Here is a 15,344-nt window from a genome sequence, read left to right on the forward strand (position 1 = left end):
TTTAGCCCTTAAGTTCCTCGCTTAAGCGCCGCAGCTCTTCATCTCGAGCGCGACTACCTTTAAACTCCTTATTAAGCGCTGACCACTCTGGATGTGAGCGAGCATTTTTAAGGGGTGCTGGTAGCGCCTCCTCTTGCCAAGACTTATAGCTATTGGCACTGCGTTGTATACGATCTTGTGCGGCATGACCGCGACGATCTAGGGCGTCGAGTAAGCTCAGTCCGCGTATTGCTAAAAGCCGCAGCACCGGATCGTCAACGGTCAGCTCACGATATCCTTGTAGCATGCCTAAGAGGCGATTACCAACTTTTTCAGCACCTTGCCAGAGTCCGCCGACAATACCACCAACCAGGGTGCCAGCGCCTAAGCTCAAACCACCAGTGATGATATCGACGGTAGCGCCCGCCATGGCGCCTGCAGCAAAGCCTTTACCTACTCGAATGCCCATATCCATCAGGGCTTCGCTGCTGAATAAGTCACTTTCCCAACGCTCACCACTAATGGGTAAACGATCCTCTTCATAATCGCTCTCATGAAAGCGATAAAGATTGAGTAAGTCACGTATAAATTGATGTTCACGCCGGCGTACCTCGTCTTGCATGGTTTCCCACACACGTAGGCTTTCATCTTCATCTGTACTGCTTTGGCGTCTAAAGGCGCTGATATCGATGAGCATCTCCGCTAATAGCTCCTGACCTTGCAGGCGTCGTTGTTGGCGACGCTGCTGTGCTCCCTTGGCTAAATCGTTTAAGATTTGCTGATAATCATCCAGCACCAACGCCAGCTTTTGATAAAGCTGCTGTTCACCGTCAATGGCCGGTGCCACGGTGTCAAATTCAATCAGTAAATGCAGTCCCAGACGTGAGAGGACGGATTTCCAATCCTCGCTGTAATTGTCCGTGCTATGCAGAAAATTCAGGACTGGGATAAGGGGGCGACCGCAGCGGGCCAATACGGCTAATTCATCACGATGCTTTGAGCGCACGGGTTCGCGTACATCGACCACATAGAGGCCAGCGTCACAGTGCAGTAATTGGCGTAATACACGGGCCTCTTGTTCAAAGCGAGCACTGCTTTCAGGGCTGTCTAAAAAGCGTTCAATACTGGCTGGTCCGTCTAAGCGGCTGCCGCTTTGCTGTTGTAGCTGATCTAAATAATCCAGTAAGGCAATGCTGTCCTCCATGCCGGGGGTGTCATACCATTGGAGCTTTAAATCCCCTAATCGTAACAAGGCTCCCTCAACATGACGTGTGGTGGCAGGGGCGTTAGCCACCTCGCCGAAATCAGCATCGTGTAGCAAAGTGCGTAAGAGCGAGGTCTTACCCGTGTTGGTGTGACCGACCACGGCGAGTTTTAGGTAGTCCGCTTTGGACTTGAGGCCTGGTTTAAGCTTATCCATTGCTAGTGTTTATTAGTCAGTAGTTTAAGAGCCGCCTCGTTGTCAGGCAGTATTGCGTCGGCTGCCATGCCCGCATCCAGTAGTGCTTTACGCCAGAGCGCGCTTTGATCACGTGATGGCTGATGACGATTAATTAACAGCACCCAATGCCTTTGAGCAAACTGGGCAATGGTCTGAATCAGGTTTAAATGACTCCGATCGGGGGTTTGTGCGGCGTCACAAATAAAAAGAATTTGCGCTAAGGGGCTTGTTCTTTGTCCTAGCTCGGCTAACAGTGCATGGCGTTGTTCACGGCTTTCAATATTACCGCCATCAATCACCTGCTCAGCATCACTGAGCTCAAGCAACGGCCATGGTTGGTGGGGGTCTAATTCAATCCCCACAAGTAGGGTGCCATTGCCTGACAGATCACGTGGTGCGCTAATTACGGCCGCAGTAGGCGCCGCCGGTGCCGGTGCATCCACCCCAAGCGTGACCGCTATCGGCTCTAAACGTGCCAATAATGGCGCATAGGCGGAGGCCTTAAGATCGATGTGGGTGCGAGCAAGCCGATGGCGTGCGATAAAAAAGCTCGTGGCAAAAGCGATGAGGCGTAAAAATAGACCATAAATCAAGACTTGATTTATTAGCCAGTGCGACCAAGCTGCCTGCAAGCCGGTGTCGCCTGCCGCTCCTGGCGAGATGAGTTGAGCCACATCCGGTAAACTAAAGCCCAAGCGTGAAGGGAGCCAATTTAAGGCATGAGCGATTTGCTCTAAGGTCGCTAGCGAGAGGATAGTCGTTTCCCACACAAAGCTATAACGACGGGTCGATAGTAGAAAAAATAGGCTAACTAAGGCCGTTGTCAATATCAGTAGCCAAATTAGGTGGCTGGCCGCTGCTAGCAGCCAAGTCGTCGTTCGCTGTTGGCGAGTTAAGCTGAGGAGGGCATTGGCGATGAGGCCGGTATGAGGTCCCCGTGCGAGTTTTTGGGTGAGCCAGAGCCAAGCCTGACCGAGCAGAGGGTAGTCTTTGTCACTGCGTTTAGGAAGTACTAAAAAGATGAGCCAGATAATTAGGCTCAGCAGATGGATCCCTAAGATAGCAATCCAAGCGCTAAGTAGATTCACCTCGCTACTGCGGCTGCCAAGCGCGGCATAAGCTAAGCCGATACCGCTCATCACCGCCAATAGTAGTAGCAGCAAAAAGGCATACTTGGCATAACGCTTAAAATTGCCAAGGGCTTGACTGAGACCGGAGGCATGGGCGAGCTTGTCGGCACGACGAAAGACTTTTTGCTCAGGACTGAGCGTTTGAGCACGCAGGGCATGAATATAGGCCGAATCATCCATTGGGCCATGGTGTTGCTCCTTGAGGCGAACTGCCTCGGTTTGCCAAAGCTCGTTAAATCTCGTCATGTGCAGTCGGTCTAGCTGATATCAAGTTGGAAAAATCTTTATCTGAACTTGATATTATTTCATACTTTGCGATGGTGTTAAGCGACGTGACGATAGTGGGGGAGCTTGACCTTGAATTGGCTCTCTAAAGTTGTAAGATTTCTCTCTCACGGACAAATTGTTCTTGTAGTGTTTTTTGGAGCCGGCTGCCGTACTTGCCGACCTTAGAAAAGTAGTGGCGCATTAATTAGTAGATGAGTGTGCTGGGTTAAGCGAGCGTAAGTAACATAGGAATTTGCCTCTGCTGCATTATTCGCGCCAACGTAATGTCTCAATAACTGCCGCTAATGCCGGTGCCAGCTGTCGCCGACCGGCGTAATACAAGTAGTAGCCCGGCATTAATGGCCACCAATCCTTTAACAAGGCAATTAACCTACCTTCTTCAATATCCGACTGTATTAAATCAAGAGGAAGGTAGGCAATGCCGAGATCGTCCAGTGCTGCTTGTCGCAGGGCGAGGGTGTTATTAAAAATTACTTGCCCGTTGACGCGCACTTTGAGTGATTGTCCGTTCTTTTCCAGATCCCAAGGATAAAGACCACCATGCGTGGCTAAGCGTAGATTGATGCAACGGTGATCGGCGAGATCCTGCGGTGTCAATGGCATGGCTTTACCCTTTAGGTAGGTCGGTGAAGCGGCGATGACCATATGAAAGTCCGTGCTGATCCGGACCGCAATCATGTCTTTGTCAACCTCGCTGCCGATACGTACCCCGGCATCGAATCGATTGGCAGCAATATCGGTGAAAGCATAATCCACATTGATTTCGATTTGTAGGTCGGGATGCTCATGCAGTAACGGCAGTAATCGTGGCCGCAGAACGGTGACTATGGAATGATCGCTGGCGGTAATACGAACTGTACCTACCGGTTTATCTTGGGTTTAACGTAGTGCTGCGAGCTCAGCATCAAGCTCACTAAATAAAGGCGTCAAGGTATTTAATAAGCGCATACCGGCCTCTGTGGTGGAGACACTGCGCGTCGTCCGGCTTAGCAGCCGTACACCCAAACGCCCTTCCAGTGAAGTCATCGCATGGGAAAGCGCTGATCGTGATAAACCAAGTTGCGCTGCGGCTCTGGTGAAACTCTTTTCACGTGCCACGATAACAAAGGCACGTAAATCATTTAAATTTTCTTTGCTCATCGCTGACATCTTTAATTATTGGTGAATTATTTTCACTAAGCTATTCTGATTTTTCTATCTTATCACCTAATGGATGGAAATTTATAATGAAATCATATTAACAACATCGTTTGTGTTGAGAGTGATTTTTGGGTGATGTGCTTATTCTGATGCCCTGATGCGCAGAGAGACAAAGAAAAACACCGGACACAAGCGTTTTATTATTTACGCTGATGCGTTCAGCGTATATGTTTAGGAGCATTTATTGATGATTAGCGTAATTAAAATCGGCTCACAACCATCTGTTAAGGGTCCAGCCGAGTATTTCACCGGAACGGTTCGCATTGATTCCTCCTTTCAAGCCACTGCGCCGGCGCAAGTCGGGGGCGCTACCGTAACATTCGAACCCAGTGCCCGTACTGCTTGGCATACCCATCCATTAGGTCAAACACCGATTGTCACCGCGGGTGCAAGTTTGGTACAGGAGTGGGGAGAAGATGTACAGGAAATTCGTCCCGGCGACGTGGTGTGGATTCCGCCGGGTGTTAAGCATTGGCACGGTGCCGCAGCGACCACGGCCATGACTCATATTGCTATTGCCGAGGCCGTAGAAGGTAGCCCGGTTGAATGGTTGGAAAAAGTTAGCGATGAGCAATACTCAAGTCCGGAAAAACAACGGGCTAATAAATAAACTATATTAGTGAGCGTATATGAAGAAAACAGCATTAGCGCTAGGCTTGTTAGTAAGTTTGTTCGGTGCTTTGAATATAATTGCTGAAGCGCGTACAAATCAAGAAGTGACACCTTTTGCCGAAGTCAGCTTGACTGCACCGATTCAGATTGATAGCGGTCCGATAAGAGGACGTGTTGATGGTAAGCTCCATGCCTTTTTGGGAATCCCTTATGCGGCGCCGCCGGTAGGTGAATTAAGATGGATGCCGCCAACGCCGCCGATGTCTTGGCAAGTGGAGAGGTTAGCCACAACTTACGGCCATTCCTGTCCTCAAAATGCCGATCTTGGTGTATTCGGCAAGCCCGGAGGTGCCGAGGATTGCCTGAGCTTAAATGTGTTTGTCAGTCCTGACGCATTGGCAGAAAAAGGCAAACTGCCGGTCCTGGTATGGATTCACGGCGGTAGTTTATGGGTGGGTTCAGGTCAGGATTATGACCCGCAAAAGTTGGTGGTCGAAGGTAAAGCCGTATTGGTTACCCTCAATTATCGCCTTGGTCTATTGGGTTATTTTGCAAGTCCGGCGCTTAAAGCGGAGGGTCATGCCGTAGGAAATTTCGGCTTAATGGATCAACAATTTGCTTTTGATTGGGTGCAGCGTAATATCGCCGCTTTTGGTGGTGATCCGGAAAACGTCACTATCGCCGGCGAGTCTTCCGGTGGCAACAGCGTGATGGCGCATGTGCTTTCACCACAATCTGCCGGTAAGTTCCGGCAAGCGATTTCCATGAGTGGAGCCTCTTTAATTCTACGTCATCCAACGTTTGGTGCGCCTAGACCCTTAGCGGCTGCTGAACAAGTGGGTCAAGACTTTGCTAAAGCCGTTGGCTGTGAGGCGACCGATATGCACTGTTTACGTAATTTACCGCTTGCCACAGTACTCGCACAACAAAGTCCCTATTTGATTAATCAGGTGATTATTGACGGTGAAACGATCCCTATGCACCCGGCGGATGCCTTTACAACAGGACAGTTTAATCGTGTGCCGGTTATAAACGGTGTGACGCGTGATGAAGGCGACTTTTTTGCCGCGCTGGTTGAGCATACTGCAAAAGCCCCTTTAAATAAAAGCAGCTATCAGGATTTGATGAGGGTTTATTTCGGTGCACACACTGAGAAAGCGCTTGAAGCGTATTCATTGGCACACTACAACACACCAAGTGATGCAGCGGCTGCGGCCATAGGTGATATGCTTTTAGCTTGTCCGGCCCATAAGCTGAATCAATGGCTATCACAGTATACGCCTACCTATGGCTTTGAGTTTGCCGATCGCACAGCCCCTTCTTATGTCGCGCCGACGAGTTTTGCTTTAGGTGCAGCACATACTTTTGAATTGCCTTATTTGTTTGAGGGCTTTCATGGGGGAGAGGGTCATCCGGTGCAGTTGAATGCTTTACAAGAAAAGCTTTCAAGTGAAATGGTTCGATTCTGGACGTCAGCATCGATGCTCGATCAAATAAAACCGACATGGACACCATATGATCCGGCACAGCAAAACTATATGACGTTTGTGCTGCCGTCAGCGGAGATGAAAGCGCAACGCTTCGCACAAGATCATCATTGTGAGTTCTGGGATAATATCGGCATTTACTGATTAATGTGTTTATCGGGACGTTCGAAACAGCAGGACGGGTCGATTTTTGAAAAGGGATTTGAAGGTGCCGGTTTCGTTGCTTGAGAGGTCGGCACTTCTTTTATTAATCTTATAGTGAAGCAATAAGTTAAATAATAGCGGATAGACAAAAAGCACATTCTGTTTAAAAGGCTTTTTCTATGTTAATATTTAATGTCTGCGGGCGAAGTATTTAATATTAAAATCATATATAAATCAATCGGTTATGAAAAATATTTAAAGTTCAATGTTTTTCATATCGTTTTCTTTTTATCAATATTGATAATCTTGTGTTTAATTGCCCTTTTGTATTGAATCATGAACTGAAAGTCATTTGATGACTTATAGAAATGAACCGTTGTTTTTAAAATTGTCTTAAAGGAAGTTTGATGTATAAATCTATTGACTTATTTGCCGGTATCGGCGGAATTAGGCTTGGATTTGAGCAGGCCTTTAAAGATGATATAAGTACAGTGTTTATCAGTGAATGGGATCTTAAGGCGCAGGAAACTTATGTCTCCAACTTTAATGATCCGTTTGATATTCATGGTGATATTACTAAAGTTGCAGTAGACAATATCCCTCAGCATGATATTTTATTGGCGGGATTTCCTTGTCAGGCGTTCTCTTTAGCCGGACACAAAAAAGGCTTTGAAGATACCAGAGGTACGTTGTTTTTCGATGTCGCCCGTATCGTTGAGTATCATAAGCCAAAAGTTATTTTTTGTGAGAATGTTAAGAATTTAGTCAATCATGATCGTGGCAAGACTTTTAAAGTAATTATTCAGGTTCTTAAGGAATTGGGTTATACCGTTTATTCTCAGGTACTTAACAGTAAAAATTTCGGTGTTCCTCAGAATAGAGAAAGGATATATATCGTAGCCTTCAGAAATGATATAGCTCCCGATGTTTTTTATTTCCCCGAAAAAACAGATGATACAAAAAAAATAAAAGATATTTTAGAGTCCGGTGAAGTTTCACCTAAGTATTATTTGTCCGATGTCTATTTGGATTCTTTAAAACGGCATAAAGCAAGACATGAAAAGCGCGGGAACGGTTTCGGATATGAAATAAGAGATTTGCAGGATGTCGCCGGTGCCATTGTGTGTGGAGGCATGGGGCGTGAGCGTAATCTTATTGTGGATAAGCGGTTAACGAATTTTAAACCTATAACAAATATAAAAGGAAAAATAAATACCGAATTTATAAGAAAAATGACTCCTCGTGAATGGGCAAGGCTTCAAGGATTTCCTGATGAATACAAATTGGTGGTGGCTGATACGCATTTGTATAAACAGTTTGGTAACTCGGTAACCGTACCTGTAATAAAAGCTTTGGCGGAAAGAATTAAACTCCATTTAGATGGTTTGTCAGATCTAAAGACCGAAGTCAGAATTAATAAAGCTGCTGATAGCAACCCACAGCTGGTGTTTGAATGGAGTTAACTGAAATGATTAATCAGATAAATGAAATAAAGGGTAATAAGGGTGAGTGGTCGGAACTGTATGTTTTATTGAGACTGTTGGCAGACGGTAAGATTCATGGAGCAGATGAGAGCTTAAATAAGTTGGAGGAAGTATTCTTTCCGATTCTGAAAATCATCCGTAATAAAGGCACAGAACAAAAAACAGAGTACGTTCCGGGGGAACAGGTAGAGATTTATGTTAATGATCAACTTGTTCATTCGGTTTCAAGGAATGAATTTGAACAAGAATCCGAAAGGCTTCTGAGAGAGATTAAATCCGGTTCCGGTGGAGCATTTGCAATACAGTCGGCACAAAATTTCATGGAGAAAATTTGTTGTAAACAGATTTCAGCTCCATCACGCGATAAAAGTGACATAACAATGATGATTCATGACAGTCAGACGGGTTACAGACCGACTGTCGGATTCAGTATTAAATCAAACCTAGGCTCTTCACCGACACTTTTAAATGCGGGAAGAGCAACTAATTTTCTTTATAAAATTGTCAGCAATAACTATCATCTTTTGGAACAGGCTAATGCAATTTATCGTCTAGGTACAGAAAAGGGTATCGATGTTCGCAAACGTATCAATAAAATAAGTCAGGAAGGTAAAATTGAGTTTTTAAAAACCGGAACTGACATTTTTTCTGCAAATTTACTGCTTATAGACAGTCGAATGGAAGAAATTATCGCCCATACGTTGCTGTATTACTATCGAGATGGTTTAAGTTCTTGTGAAGATATTGTAAAAAGATTGGAGGAGGAAGATCCGCTGCATTTTAACAATGCATATGCATATCGTTATAAATTCAAAAAATTTCTTGCGGCAATAGCTTTAGGAATGAAACCCGGAACGGTATGGGAGGGGATCGACGAGGCATCGGGGGGTTACATCATCGTTAAGGATGACGGTGAGGTGTTGGCCTATCACTTGTATAACAGGAATTACTTTGAAGATTACCTGTTAAAAAACACAAAATATGACACACCGTCAACTACCAGACATGGATTCGGTGAAGTGTATGAGGAAGATGTCGACGGTAAAACTCTTTCTTTGATTAAACTTAATCTACAAATACGTTTTAAGTGATGAATAAAAAAGATGCCATGAGTAGAAGTGAAAACATGGCAAGAGTCAAGAATAAAAACACAAAGCCGGAGCTTTATATACGCAGGTTATTGTGGAAAGAGGGATTCAGGTATAGATTACATAGTAAAAAGCTGCCGGGAAAGCCGGATTTGTATTTACCGAAATACAACACGGCTATTTTTGTTAACGGTTGTTTTTGGCACTTGCATGACAATTGTAAGTATGCGAGTTTCCCCAAAAACAATCATGAGTTTTGGAAGAAAAAGCTTTTATCCAATAAAGAGCGTGATAAAAATACCTATTCTAAATTAAACGAGTCAGACATCAAAGTACTGGTTATCTGGGGATGTGAAGTACAAAACATGTTGAAAGATGAAGTTTATAGAAATAGGCGATTGTCTGAAATCAAATCTTTTATTTTAGGTAAAAATAGTGATGTTCCGCAAACGGGAGAATAAACATCGCCATTCTGCAGGGTTTATAGCCTGCCGTTCTTTATCAGTCTCGCATAACAAGCCTTCCACCCTAGCCAAACCACTGCGCCATCTTCGCTTTGGATTTAGCCTTAATCTCCGGCGAAATATAGCCGGCCACGGTGGTGAGGGCTGCGGTAATCACGCCTAAATCATCTGTAAAGCCGACCACCGGCAGATAGTCCGGAATGGTATCAATTGGCAGAATTAAATAAGCCAAGGCACCATAAATTACGCGTTTAGCCCAAGCCGGCGTGTCGGGGCTCTGGGTGGCATAAAAGAGTTGTAGGGCTTTTTCAATCACGGGCTTACCAGCAGAGAGTGCAAGCTTGCCGATCTTATTAAGTAAATTTTGACGATTGGGGTCGGTATTTTTCATGCTAGGCTCCGGGAACGTTTAAACTTAGCCCTGTTGATTAAATTGCATCACTAAAAATTATCTGACAATGAGCTGAGTTGAGCAATTTTTTAAACAGAGAGAGTCAATTCATGTAATATCAAAGGTTTAGGTTATGGTTCTATTTTGTGGTCGTAACGCTAAAATCAAGCCTGTAATTAATTTAGTCCGAAAGGAGGAATTATGAAAAAAATAATATCACTCGTAGCCGCATCACTTGTTGCTTTAGCCTCATTTTCTGCGGCGGCACAGGATAAGGCTGAGTTACGTATCGGTGCCGAAGCAGCGTACGCACCCTTTGAGTATAAATTACCTAGTGGTGAGTTAGCGGGCTATGATATTGATATTGGTAATGCCATTTGTGAAAAATTGGCAATGCAGTGCGTGTGGATTGAGCAGCCCTTTGATAGCTTGATTCCTGGTCTATTAGCACGTAAATTTGATTTAGTGCATTCAGCCATTACAGTCACCGAAGAGCGTAAAAAGGTGATTTCTTTTACTGATCCTTTATATGAAGTTACTAGCCAATTAGTGGCCGCTAAAGACAGTGGTATTGATGGTAGCGACGAGTCACTTAAGGGTAAGACCGTCGGTGTATTACAGGGTTCGGTGCAGGAAACCTATGCGCGTAAGCGTTGGGATAGACGTTCGGGTGTGCGTGTGACCTCCTATGTTGAACAGTCACAGACCATTGCTGACCTAAAGGTTGGTCGCGTGGATGCGATTTTATTTGAATCACCTAATGCCGTTGAGGGTTTATTAAATACAGCTGAGGGTGCCGGCTTTACCTTTGTGGGTGAGCCGATTGTTAACGATCCGATCATGAATAATGAAATCGCTATCGGTATACGTAAGGAAGATACGGAGCTTAAGAGCAAAATCGACGGTGCCCTAAAAGCGCTTAAGGACGAGGGCGTATTGGACGAGCTTGCTAAGAAGTACTTCCAAGATGGTGAGATTTCAGTGATTAAGTAATCAGGGATATTGAGCTAATTGTGTTCTTAGACGGTTATTGGGAACTCATTAAAAGCGGCACTTGGGCTACGATTAAGTTAGCCCTTTTGTCCGTTTTATTGTCCTTTGTATTGGGCTTGCTTGGCGCCAGTGCCAAGCTATTTGGCGGTGCCTTGTTGCGTGGCATTGCAACGATTTATACCACGATTATCCGTGCCGTACCTGATTTGGTGCTGATGCTATTGCTGTTTTTCAGTATTCAGATGGGCCTAAATCAAATCACGGATGCCTTGGGTTGGAAGGTGATTCAGATTGATCCCTTTTGGGCCGGTGTGATCGTGATTGGGATGATTTACGGCGCTTATTTTACCGAAACCTTCCGTGGTGCGTTTTTATCTGTGCCCAAGGGGCAAATTGAAGCGGGCATGGCCTATGGTATGAGTCCGCGACAGGTTTTTAGTCGGATTTTATTTCCACAAATGATGCGTTATGCCATTCCCGGCATAGGTAATAACTGGTTAGTGGTGTTAAAGGCTACCGCCTTAGTCTCTATTATTGGTCTGAGTGATTTGGTTAAGGCCAGTCAGGATGCGGGGCGCGCTACCGGCAATATGTTTAAATACATTCTGATCGCCGGTCTGATTTATTTGGTTTTAACCTCCTTATCAAATATTGTTCTATGGTATTTAGAGCGACGCTACTCGGCCGGTGCTGCTAAATTTGAAGTGGATTAAGCAGCATGGAAAGATTTTTTGAAATTTGGCAGGATTATTGGCAAGCATTCTTAATCTGGGACGGTTTCGAGTTCTCTGGACTGGCCGTTACTTTGTGGATTTTGGTGCTGTCTCTGCTATTTGGTTTTGTGCTATCAGTGTTGTTAGCGGTGGGGCGAGTTTCCAAAAACCTCTTGATTAAGGGGCCGATTTGGTTATTTACCTATGTGTTTAGAGGCACGCCCTTTTATGTGCAGTTATTGCTGATTTATAGCGGCTTAATTAGTTTGGATGTGGTGCGTGGTACACCCTTATTACGTGATTTTTTTATTAATGGTTATTACTGTGCTATTTTGGCCCTAACCTTAAATACCACCGCCTACACCACGGAAATGTTTGCCGGCTTTATCCGTACCACCGCCAAGGGGGAAATTGAGGCCGCTAGAGCCTTTGGTATGAGTAAATGGCAGCTGTATCGGCGTATTATTATTCCTTCAATGCTGCGACGGGCGATGCCCGCCTATAGCAATGAGGTGATTTTGATGCTGCATACCACCTCTTTAGCCTTTGCCGCCACGGTACCGGATATTTTAAAGGTGGCACGCGATGCCTATGCAGCGACCTATCAAGCGTTTATCGCTTATGGTATCGCCGCATTACTGTATATGGTGGTCGCCTTTGTGATTGTGGCTTTATTTAGAAAGATTGAAAAACGGGCCTTAGCGTATCTTGTGGTTAGCCCAAAAAGTGATAAACAGGTAGTTAACAATGTATAAATTAGAAGTTCTGGATATTCATAAGTCTTATGGTGACCACGAGGTATTAAAGGGCGTTACCTTACAGGCAAAAGCCGGTGATGTGGTGGCGATTATCGGTTCCAGTGGTTCCGGTAAAAGTACTTTTTTGCGCTGTATTAATTTTCTTGAACAGGCCAATGAGGGGAAAATCATCCTGAACGGTCAGGCCTTGCCTTTGGAAAAAGATACTAAGGGCTATCTTAAAGTCAGTGATAAAAAGGCGTTGCAGCAGTTTCGTACCAAATTGGCGATGGTGTTTCAGCACTTTAACTTATGGGCGCATATGACGGTGTTGGATAATATTATTCAAGCCCCGGTGCATGTGTTGGGGGTTAAAAAGGAGGATGCCATTGCCCGTGCACGCGCCTATTTGAAAAAAGTGGGTTTACCAGCTGATGCGGAGTCAAAGTATCCGTCACAGCTTTCCGGCGGTCAGCAGCAACGCGTTGCCATTGCTAGAGCGCTGGCAATGGAGCCTGAGGTGATGCTGTTTGATGAACCGACCTCGGCTTTGGACCCGGAGCTAGTGGGTGAGGTGTTGAAAGTGATGCAGGAACTGGCCGAAGAGGGTCGTACCATGATTGTGGTGACCCACGAGATGGGTTTTGCGCGTCATATTGCCACTCAAGTGATGTTTTTACATGAGGGTGTGGTGGAGGAGCAAGGGCCACCTGCGGAGGTCCTAAATAATCCGAAGAGTTTACGCTTACAGCAGTTTTTGTCCGGTAATTTAAAATAGTAAGGGCCTGAGCTTGTGATGCTCAAGCTCAACAATCATTATGATGACTTTCGGTTGGGACATTGCACTGTGTTTATTAGTGCTGGGTAGTGTCGGTGGCTTTATGGCCGGTCTGCTAGGCGTGGGCGGTGGCATGATATTGGTGCCGTTTTTAACCATGCTATTTAGCTGGAAGGGGATGCCCTTGGAGTTAGTGGTGCATGCCTGTATTGCGACTTCCATGGCGATGATTTGCTTTACCTCTTTATCCAGTATGCGTGCCCACCATAAGCGTGGCGGTGTATTGTGGCCGGTGGTGGCGGCCTTGGTGCCGGGGGTGTTTTTAGGCGGTTTTTTGTCGGGAGGGGTGGTCTTTTCCTTTATTAGTACCGCTTGGCTAGCCCTGGTGTTTTCGCTTTTTATGGCTTATTCAGCCTTTAATATGGCGATCGATAAAAAGCCTAAGCCTTCGCGTCAGTTGCCCGGCTTTTTAGGCACTACTTTCGTGGGTACGATCATTGGTTTTGTCTCTGGTTTGGTTGGCGCCGGGGGCGGTTTTTTAACCGTGCCGTTTCTTGTTTGGTGTAATGTGAATATCCGCAATGCGGTTAGTACCTCTGCTGCACTTGGTTTTCCTATTGCGCTAGCAAATACCATTGGCTTTATTTATTCAGGTCTTAAGGACATTGGCTGGCAGCCGGGTATGGTGGGCTATATTTATTGGCCGGCATGGTTAACCTTAATTTCTACCAGCGTGCTAATGGCACCGGTGGGTGCGCATTTTGCCCATACTTGGCCGGTTAAACGTATTAAGAAAATCTTTGCCTTTGTACTGTCCTTTATTTGTCTTTATATGTTGAGAACATCGCTGATCGCCTTTGAACTTATCTAGGCAAAAAAAATAGCACTGCTAGCAGTGCTATTTTTCGTTTAGTTAAAAGGAACCAAACATCGTTCCCAAGGCAATCACGCTACTTAAGGCCAGGAGCGGACCGAAAATGGTGACAGCGGCAATATCCATGTAGGACTGACGGTGATTCAAGCTGCAAATGGAGAGTAAGGTGATAATCGCTCCACAATGCGGCAAGGTGTCAAAGCCACCAGCAGCAATCACCGCTACTCGGTGCAAGAGCTCGGGGCTAATATTATTTTCAAGGGCAATTTGTAGGTAATCTGCACCTAAGGTCTGCAAGGCAATACTTAAGCCACCAGAAGAAGAACCCGTGATCCCTGCCAAGGTCATCATTGCTACTGCCTCAGAAATCAGTGGATTATTTGGTGATACGTTTAGGACCAGCTCTTTTAAAATGGCAAAGCCTGCAAGACCGGCAATCACTGCGCCATAGCCCACTTCCGAAGCGGTATTAAAGGCGGGTAGCATGGAGCCGAGGGTGCCCTTATTGATGGTGTCGCGCAAGTGATGAAAACGCGCAAAGGCAATGATAATCAGCCACAGTGAGGCCAGCACCAATGAAATAATAATGGCCCAAATGCCGAGTTTCTTCGTCGGATCAATGGCCTCAAAGGCTTGATTGATGGCAGAGAAGTCCATCGCCGGGAAAATCACATAGGTAAATAAAGCGTTGAGCGCAATCACCAAGAGTAATGGTGAAAAGGCCAACAGCACCGGCATCTGTGCTTGCGTGTTGAGATGCTCATCGGCTACACCGTCATTGTGTTCACCATAGCCTTCGCCCGCTGCTTGGGCGGCCTGGGCGCGTCGATTAAGCCAGAGCCAACCCACAAAAAACATGATTGTTGCAGCGATAATACCTAAACCCGGTGCGGCAAAGACATTGGTACCGTAGTAAGGGATAGGAATGGCGTTTTGAATGGCTGGCGTGCCGGGTAAGGCAGTCATGGTAAAGGTAAAAGCACCCAGGGCAATCGCTCCAGGAATCAGGCGTTTAGGAATATTGGCCTGATAGAACATCACCTTAGCAATAGGGAAAATCGCAAATGCCACCACAAATAAAGAAACGCCACCATAGGTTAAGGCGCCGCACGCAAGCACCACGGTAAGAATGGCATGTTTAGGCCCCAAAACCTTGGTAAACCACGTGGCAATACTAGAGGCGGCACCGGAATCGGCAATAAGCTGCCCAAAAATAGCGCCTAATAGGAAAATGGGAAAGAAATTCAGTAAATAATTACCCAAGGCTCCCATAAAGGTTTCAGTGTAGATGGGTAGCATTAAGCTGATATCACCAGATAATAAAACGGCTAAGGCGGCCAAAACGGGCGCTAGTATAAGTACTGAAATACCTCGATAAGCAAGGTACATCAGTAGAAAGAGGGAAATTAAAATGGCTACTGTACTCACACAAGGACTCCAATGTTGAGATGGTTTGTTAGGTGTCAAAAGCTTAACACCTTAGTGATGAAGGGCTGATGACATTTGGCTATCCATGAAAAAAATGAGCACCAGCAAGGTGG

Annotated in this window: 14 protein-coding genes and 1 pseudogene; 10 read left to right on the forward strand and 5 right to left on the reverse strand. The window is 45.7% G+C overall.

Going from position 1 to position 15,344, the window contains the following annotated elements; translation table 11 throughout:
• Position 1: 1 nt before the first annotated feature.
• The 3 genes and pseudogenes from HMPREF3179_RS10250 to HMPREF3179_RS10260 form a co-directional block, all read right to left on the reverse strand.
• Positions 2–1,399: a GTPase/DUF3482 domain-containing protein gene (locus HMPREF3179_RS10250; protein WP_070471071.1), complete on the reverse strand. Its 1,398-nt coding sequence runs from the start codon at positions 1,397–1,399 to the stop codon at positions 2–4.
• Between the two features lie 2 nt (positions 1,400–1,401).
• Positions 1,402–2,796: a DUF2868 domain-containing protein gene (locus HMPREF3179_RS10255; RefSeq protein WP_036557870.1), complete on the reverse strand. Its 1,395-nt coding sequence runs from the start codon at positions 2,794–2,796 to the stop codon at positions 1,402–1,404.
• 288 nt (positions 2,797–3,084) lie between these two features.
• Positions 3,085–3,978: pseudogene (locus HMPREF3179_RS10260) on the reverse strand (LysR family transcriptional regulator).
• A gap of 247 nt (positions 3,979–4,225) precedes the next feature.
• Between HMPREF3179_RS10260 and HMPREF3179_RS10265 the strand changes: the two are divergent.
• From HMPREF3179_RS10265 to HMPREF3179_RS10285, 5 genes are all read left to right on the forward strand, one after another.
• A complete protein-coding gene (locus HMPREF3179_RS10265; RefSeq protein ID WP_036557868.1) occupies positions 4,226–4,648 on the forward strand; it encodes a (R)-mandelonitrile lyase in 423 nt (140 codons plus the stop codon).
• A 19-nt stretch (positions 4,649–4,667) separates the two neighbouring features.
• The gene (locus HMPREF3179_RS10270; protein ID WP_048767445.1) at positions 4,668–6,281 is read left to right on the forward strand and encodes a carboxylesterase/lipase family protein; all 1,614 of its coding nucleotides are present in this window, start codon (positions 4,668–4,670) and stop codon (positions 6,279–6,281) included.
• 407 nt (positions 6,282–6,688) lie between these two features.
• On the forward strand, positions 6,689–7,744 hold the full coding sequence (locus tag HMPREF3179_RS10275; protein WP_082145028.1) for a DNA cytosine methyltransferase: 1,056 nt from the start codon (positions 6,689–6,691) through the stop codon (positions 7,742–7,744).
• Entirely contained in the window at positions 7,735–8,856 is a 1,122-nt protein-coding gene (locus HMPREF3179_RS10280; RefSeq protein WP_197050841.1) for an HpaII family restriction endonuclease, read from the forward strand. The genes HMPREF3179_RS10275 and HMPREF3179_RS10280 overlap by 10 nt, the downstream gene beginning before the upstream one ends.
• On the forward strand, positions 8,856–9,314 hold the full coding sequence (locus HMPREF3179_RS10285) for a very short patch repair endonuclease (protein WP_048767443.1): 459 nt from the start codon (positions 8,856–8,858) through the stop codon (positions 9,312–9,314). The genes HMPREF3179_RS10280 and HMPREF3179_RS10285 overlap by 1 nt, the downstream gene beginning before the upstream one ends.
• A gap of 67 nt (positions 9,315–9,381) precedes the next feature.
• On the opposite strand, the gene HMPREF3179_RS10290 is transcribed toward HMPREF3179_RS10285, so the two are convergent.
• A complete protein-coding gene (locus HMPREF3179_RS10290; protein ID WP_070471073.1) occupies positions 9,382–9,708 on the reverse strand; it encodes a YkvA family protein in 327 nt (108 codons plus the stop codon).
• A 201-nt stretch (positions 9,709–9,909) separates the two neighbouring features.
• Here HMPREF3179_RS10290 and HMPREF3179_RS10295 point away from each other — a divergent pair, with 201 nt between their 5' ends.
• From HMPREF3179_RS10295 to HMPREF3179_RS10315, 5 genes are read left to right on the forward strand one after another with little or no spacing between them, the layout of a single operon-like run.
• Positions 9,910–10,701, forward strand: a complete 792-nt coding sequence (locus HMPREF3179_RS10295; RefSeq protein ID WP_070471075.1) for a transporter substrate-binding domain-containing protein — start codon at positions 9,910–9,912, stop codon at positions 10,699–10,701.
• 20 nt (positions 10,702–10,721) lie between these two features.
• A complete protein-coding gene (locus HMPREF3179_RS10300) occupies positions 10,722–11,414 on the forward strand; it encodes an ABC transporter permease (protein WP_018025358.1) in 693 nt (230 codons plus the stop codon).
• Between the two features lie 5 nt (positions 11,415–11,419).
• Complete coding sequence (gene hisM / locus HMPREF3179_RS10305; protein ID WP_036557862.1) at positions 11,420–12,169, forward strand: histidine ABC transporter permease HisM; 750 nt, start codon at positions 11,420–11,422, stop codon at positions 12,167–12,169.
• Positions 12,162–12,929, forward strand: coding sequence for an ABC transporter ATP-binding protein (locus HMPREF3179_RS10310; protein ID WP_018025360.1), 768 nt, complete (start codon positions 12,162–12,164; stop codon positions 12,927–12,929). The genes hisM and HMPREF3179_RS10310 overlap by 8 nt, the downstream gene beginning before the upstream one ends.
• Before the next feature lie 40 nt (positions 12,930–12,969).
• A complete protein-coding gene (locus HMPREF3179_RS10315; protein WP_036557859.1) occupies positions 12,970–13,800 on the forward strand; it encodes a sulfite exporter TauE/SafE family protein in 831 nt (276 codons plus the stop codon).
• A gap of 42 nt (positions 13,801–13,842) precedes the next feature.
• Here HMPREF3179_RS10315 and HMPREF3179_RS10320 read toward each other — a convergent pair whose 3' ends face one another.
• Positions 13,843–15,231: a GntP family permease gene (locus tag HMPREF3179_RS10320; RefSeq protein WP_070471077.1), complete on the reverse strand. Its 1,389-nt coding sequence runs from the start codon at positions 15,229–15,231 to the stop codon at positions 13,843–13,845.
• Positions 15,232–15,344 lie beyond the last annotated feature (113 nt).

This window comes from Oligella sp. HMSC09E12, from assembly GCF_001808505.1.
Lineage (GTDB): Bacteria > Pseudomonadota > Gammaproteobacteria > Burkholderiales > Burkholderiaceae_B > Oligella > Oligella urethralis.

What these genes read in the sequence shown, in the direction of transcription:
- hisM (WP_036557862.1), top strand. Translation starts at nt 11,420, where the DNA reads ATGGAAAGATTTTTTGAAATTTGGCAGGATTATTGGCAAGCATTCTTA.
- HMPREF3179_RS10250 (WP_070471071.1), bottom strand. Translation starts at nt 1,399, where the DNA reads ATGGATAAGCTTAAACCAGGCCTCAAGTCCAAAGCGGACTACCTAAAA.
- HMPREF3179_RS10255 (WP_036557870.1), bottom strand. Translation starts at nt 2,796, where the DNA reads ATGACGAGATTTAACGAGCTTTGGCAAACCGAGGCAGTTCGCCTCAAG.
- HMPREF3179_RS10290 (WP_070471073.1), bottom strand. Translation starts at nt 9,708, where the DNA reads ATGAAAAATACCGACCCCAATCGTCAAAATTTACTTAATAAGATCGGC.
- HMPREF3179_RS10280 (WP_197050841.1), top strand. Translation starts at nt 7,735, where the DNA reads ATGGAGTTAACTGAAATGATTAATCAGATAAATGAAATAAAGGGTAAT.
- HMPREF3179_RS10315 (WP_036557859.1), top strand. Translation starts at nt 12,970, where the DNA reads ATGATGACTTTCGGTTGGGACATTGCACTGTGTTTATTAGTGCTGGGT.
- HMPREF3179_RS10270 (WP_048767445.1), top strand. Translation starts at nt 4,668, where the DNA reads ATGAAGAAAACAGCATTAGCGCTAGGCTTGTTAGTAAGTTTGTTCGGT.
- HMPREF3179_RS10275 (WP_082145028.1), top strand. Translation starts at nt 6,689, where the DNA reads ATGTATAAATCTATTGACTTATTTGCCGGTATCGGCGGAATTAGGCTT.
- HMPREF3179_RS10310 (WP_018025360.1), top strand. Translation starts at nt 12,162, where the DNA reads ATGTATAAATTAGAAGTTCTGGATATTCATAAGTCTTATGGTGACCAC.
- HMPREF3179_RS10295 (WP_070471075.1), top strand. Translation starts at nt 9,910, where the DNA reads ATGAAAAAAATAATATCACTCGTAGCCGCATCACTTGTTGCTTTAGCC.
- HMPREF3179_RS10285 (WP_048767443.1), top strand. Translation starts at nt 8,856, where the DNA reads ATGAATAAAAAAGATGCCATGAGTAGAAGTGAAAACATGGCAAGAGTC.
- HMPREF3179_RS10265 (WP_036557868.1), top strand. Translation starts at nt 4,226, where the DNA reads ATGATTAGCGTAATTAAAATCGGCTCACAACCATCTGTTAAGGGTCCA.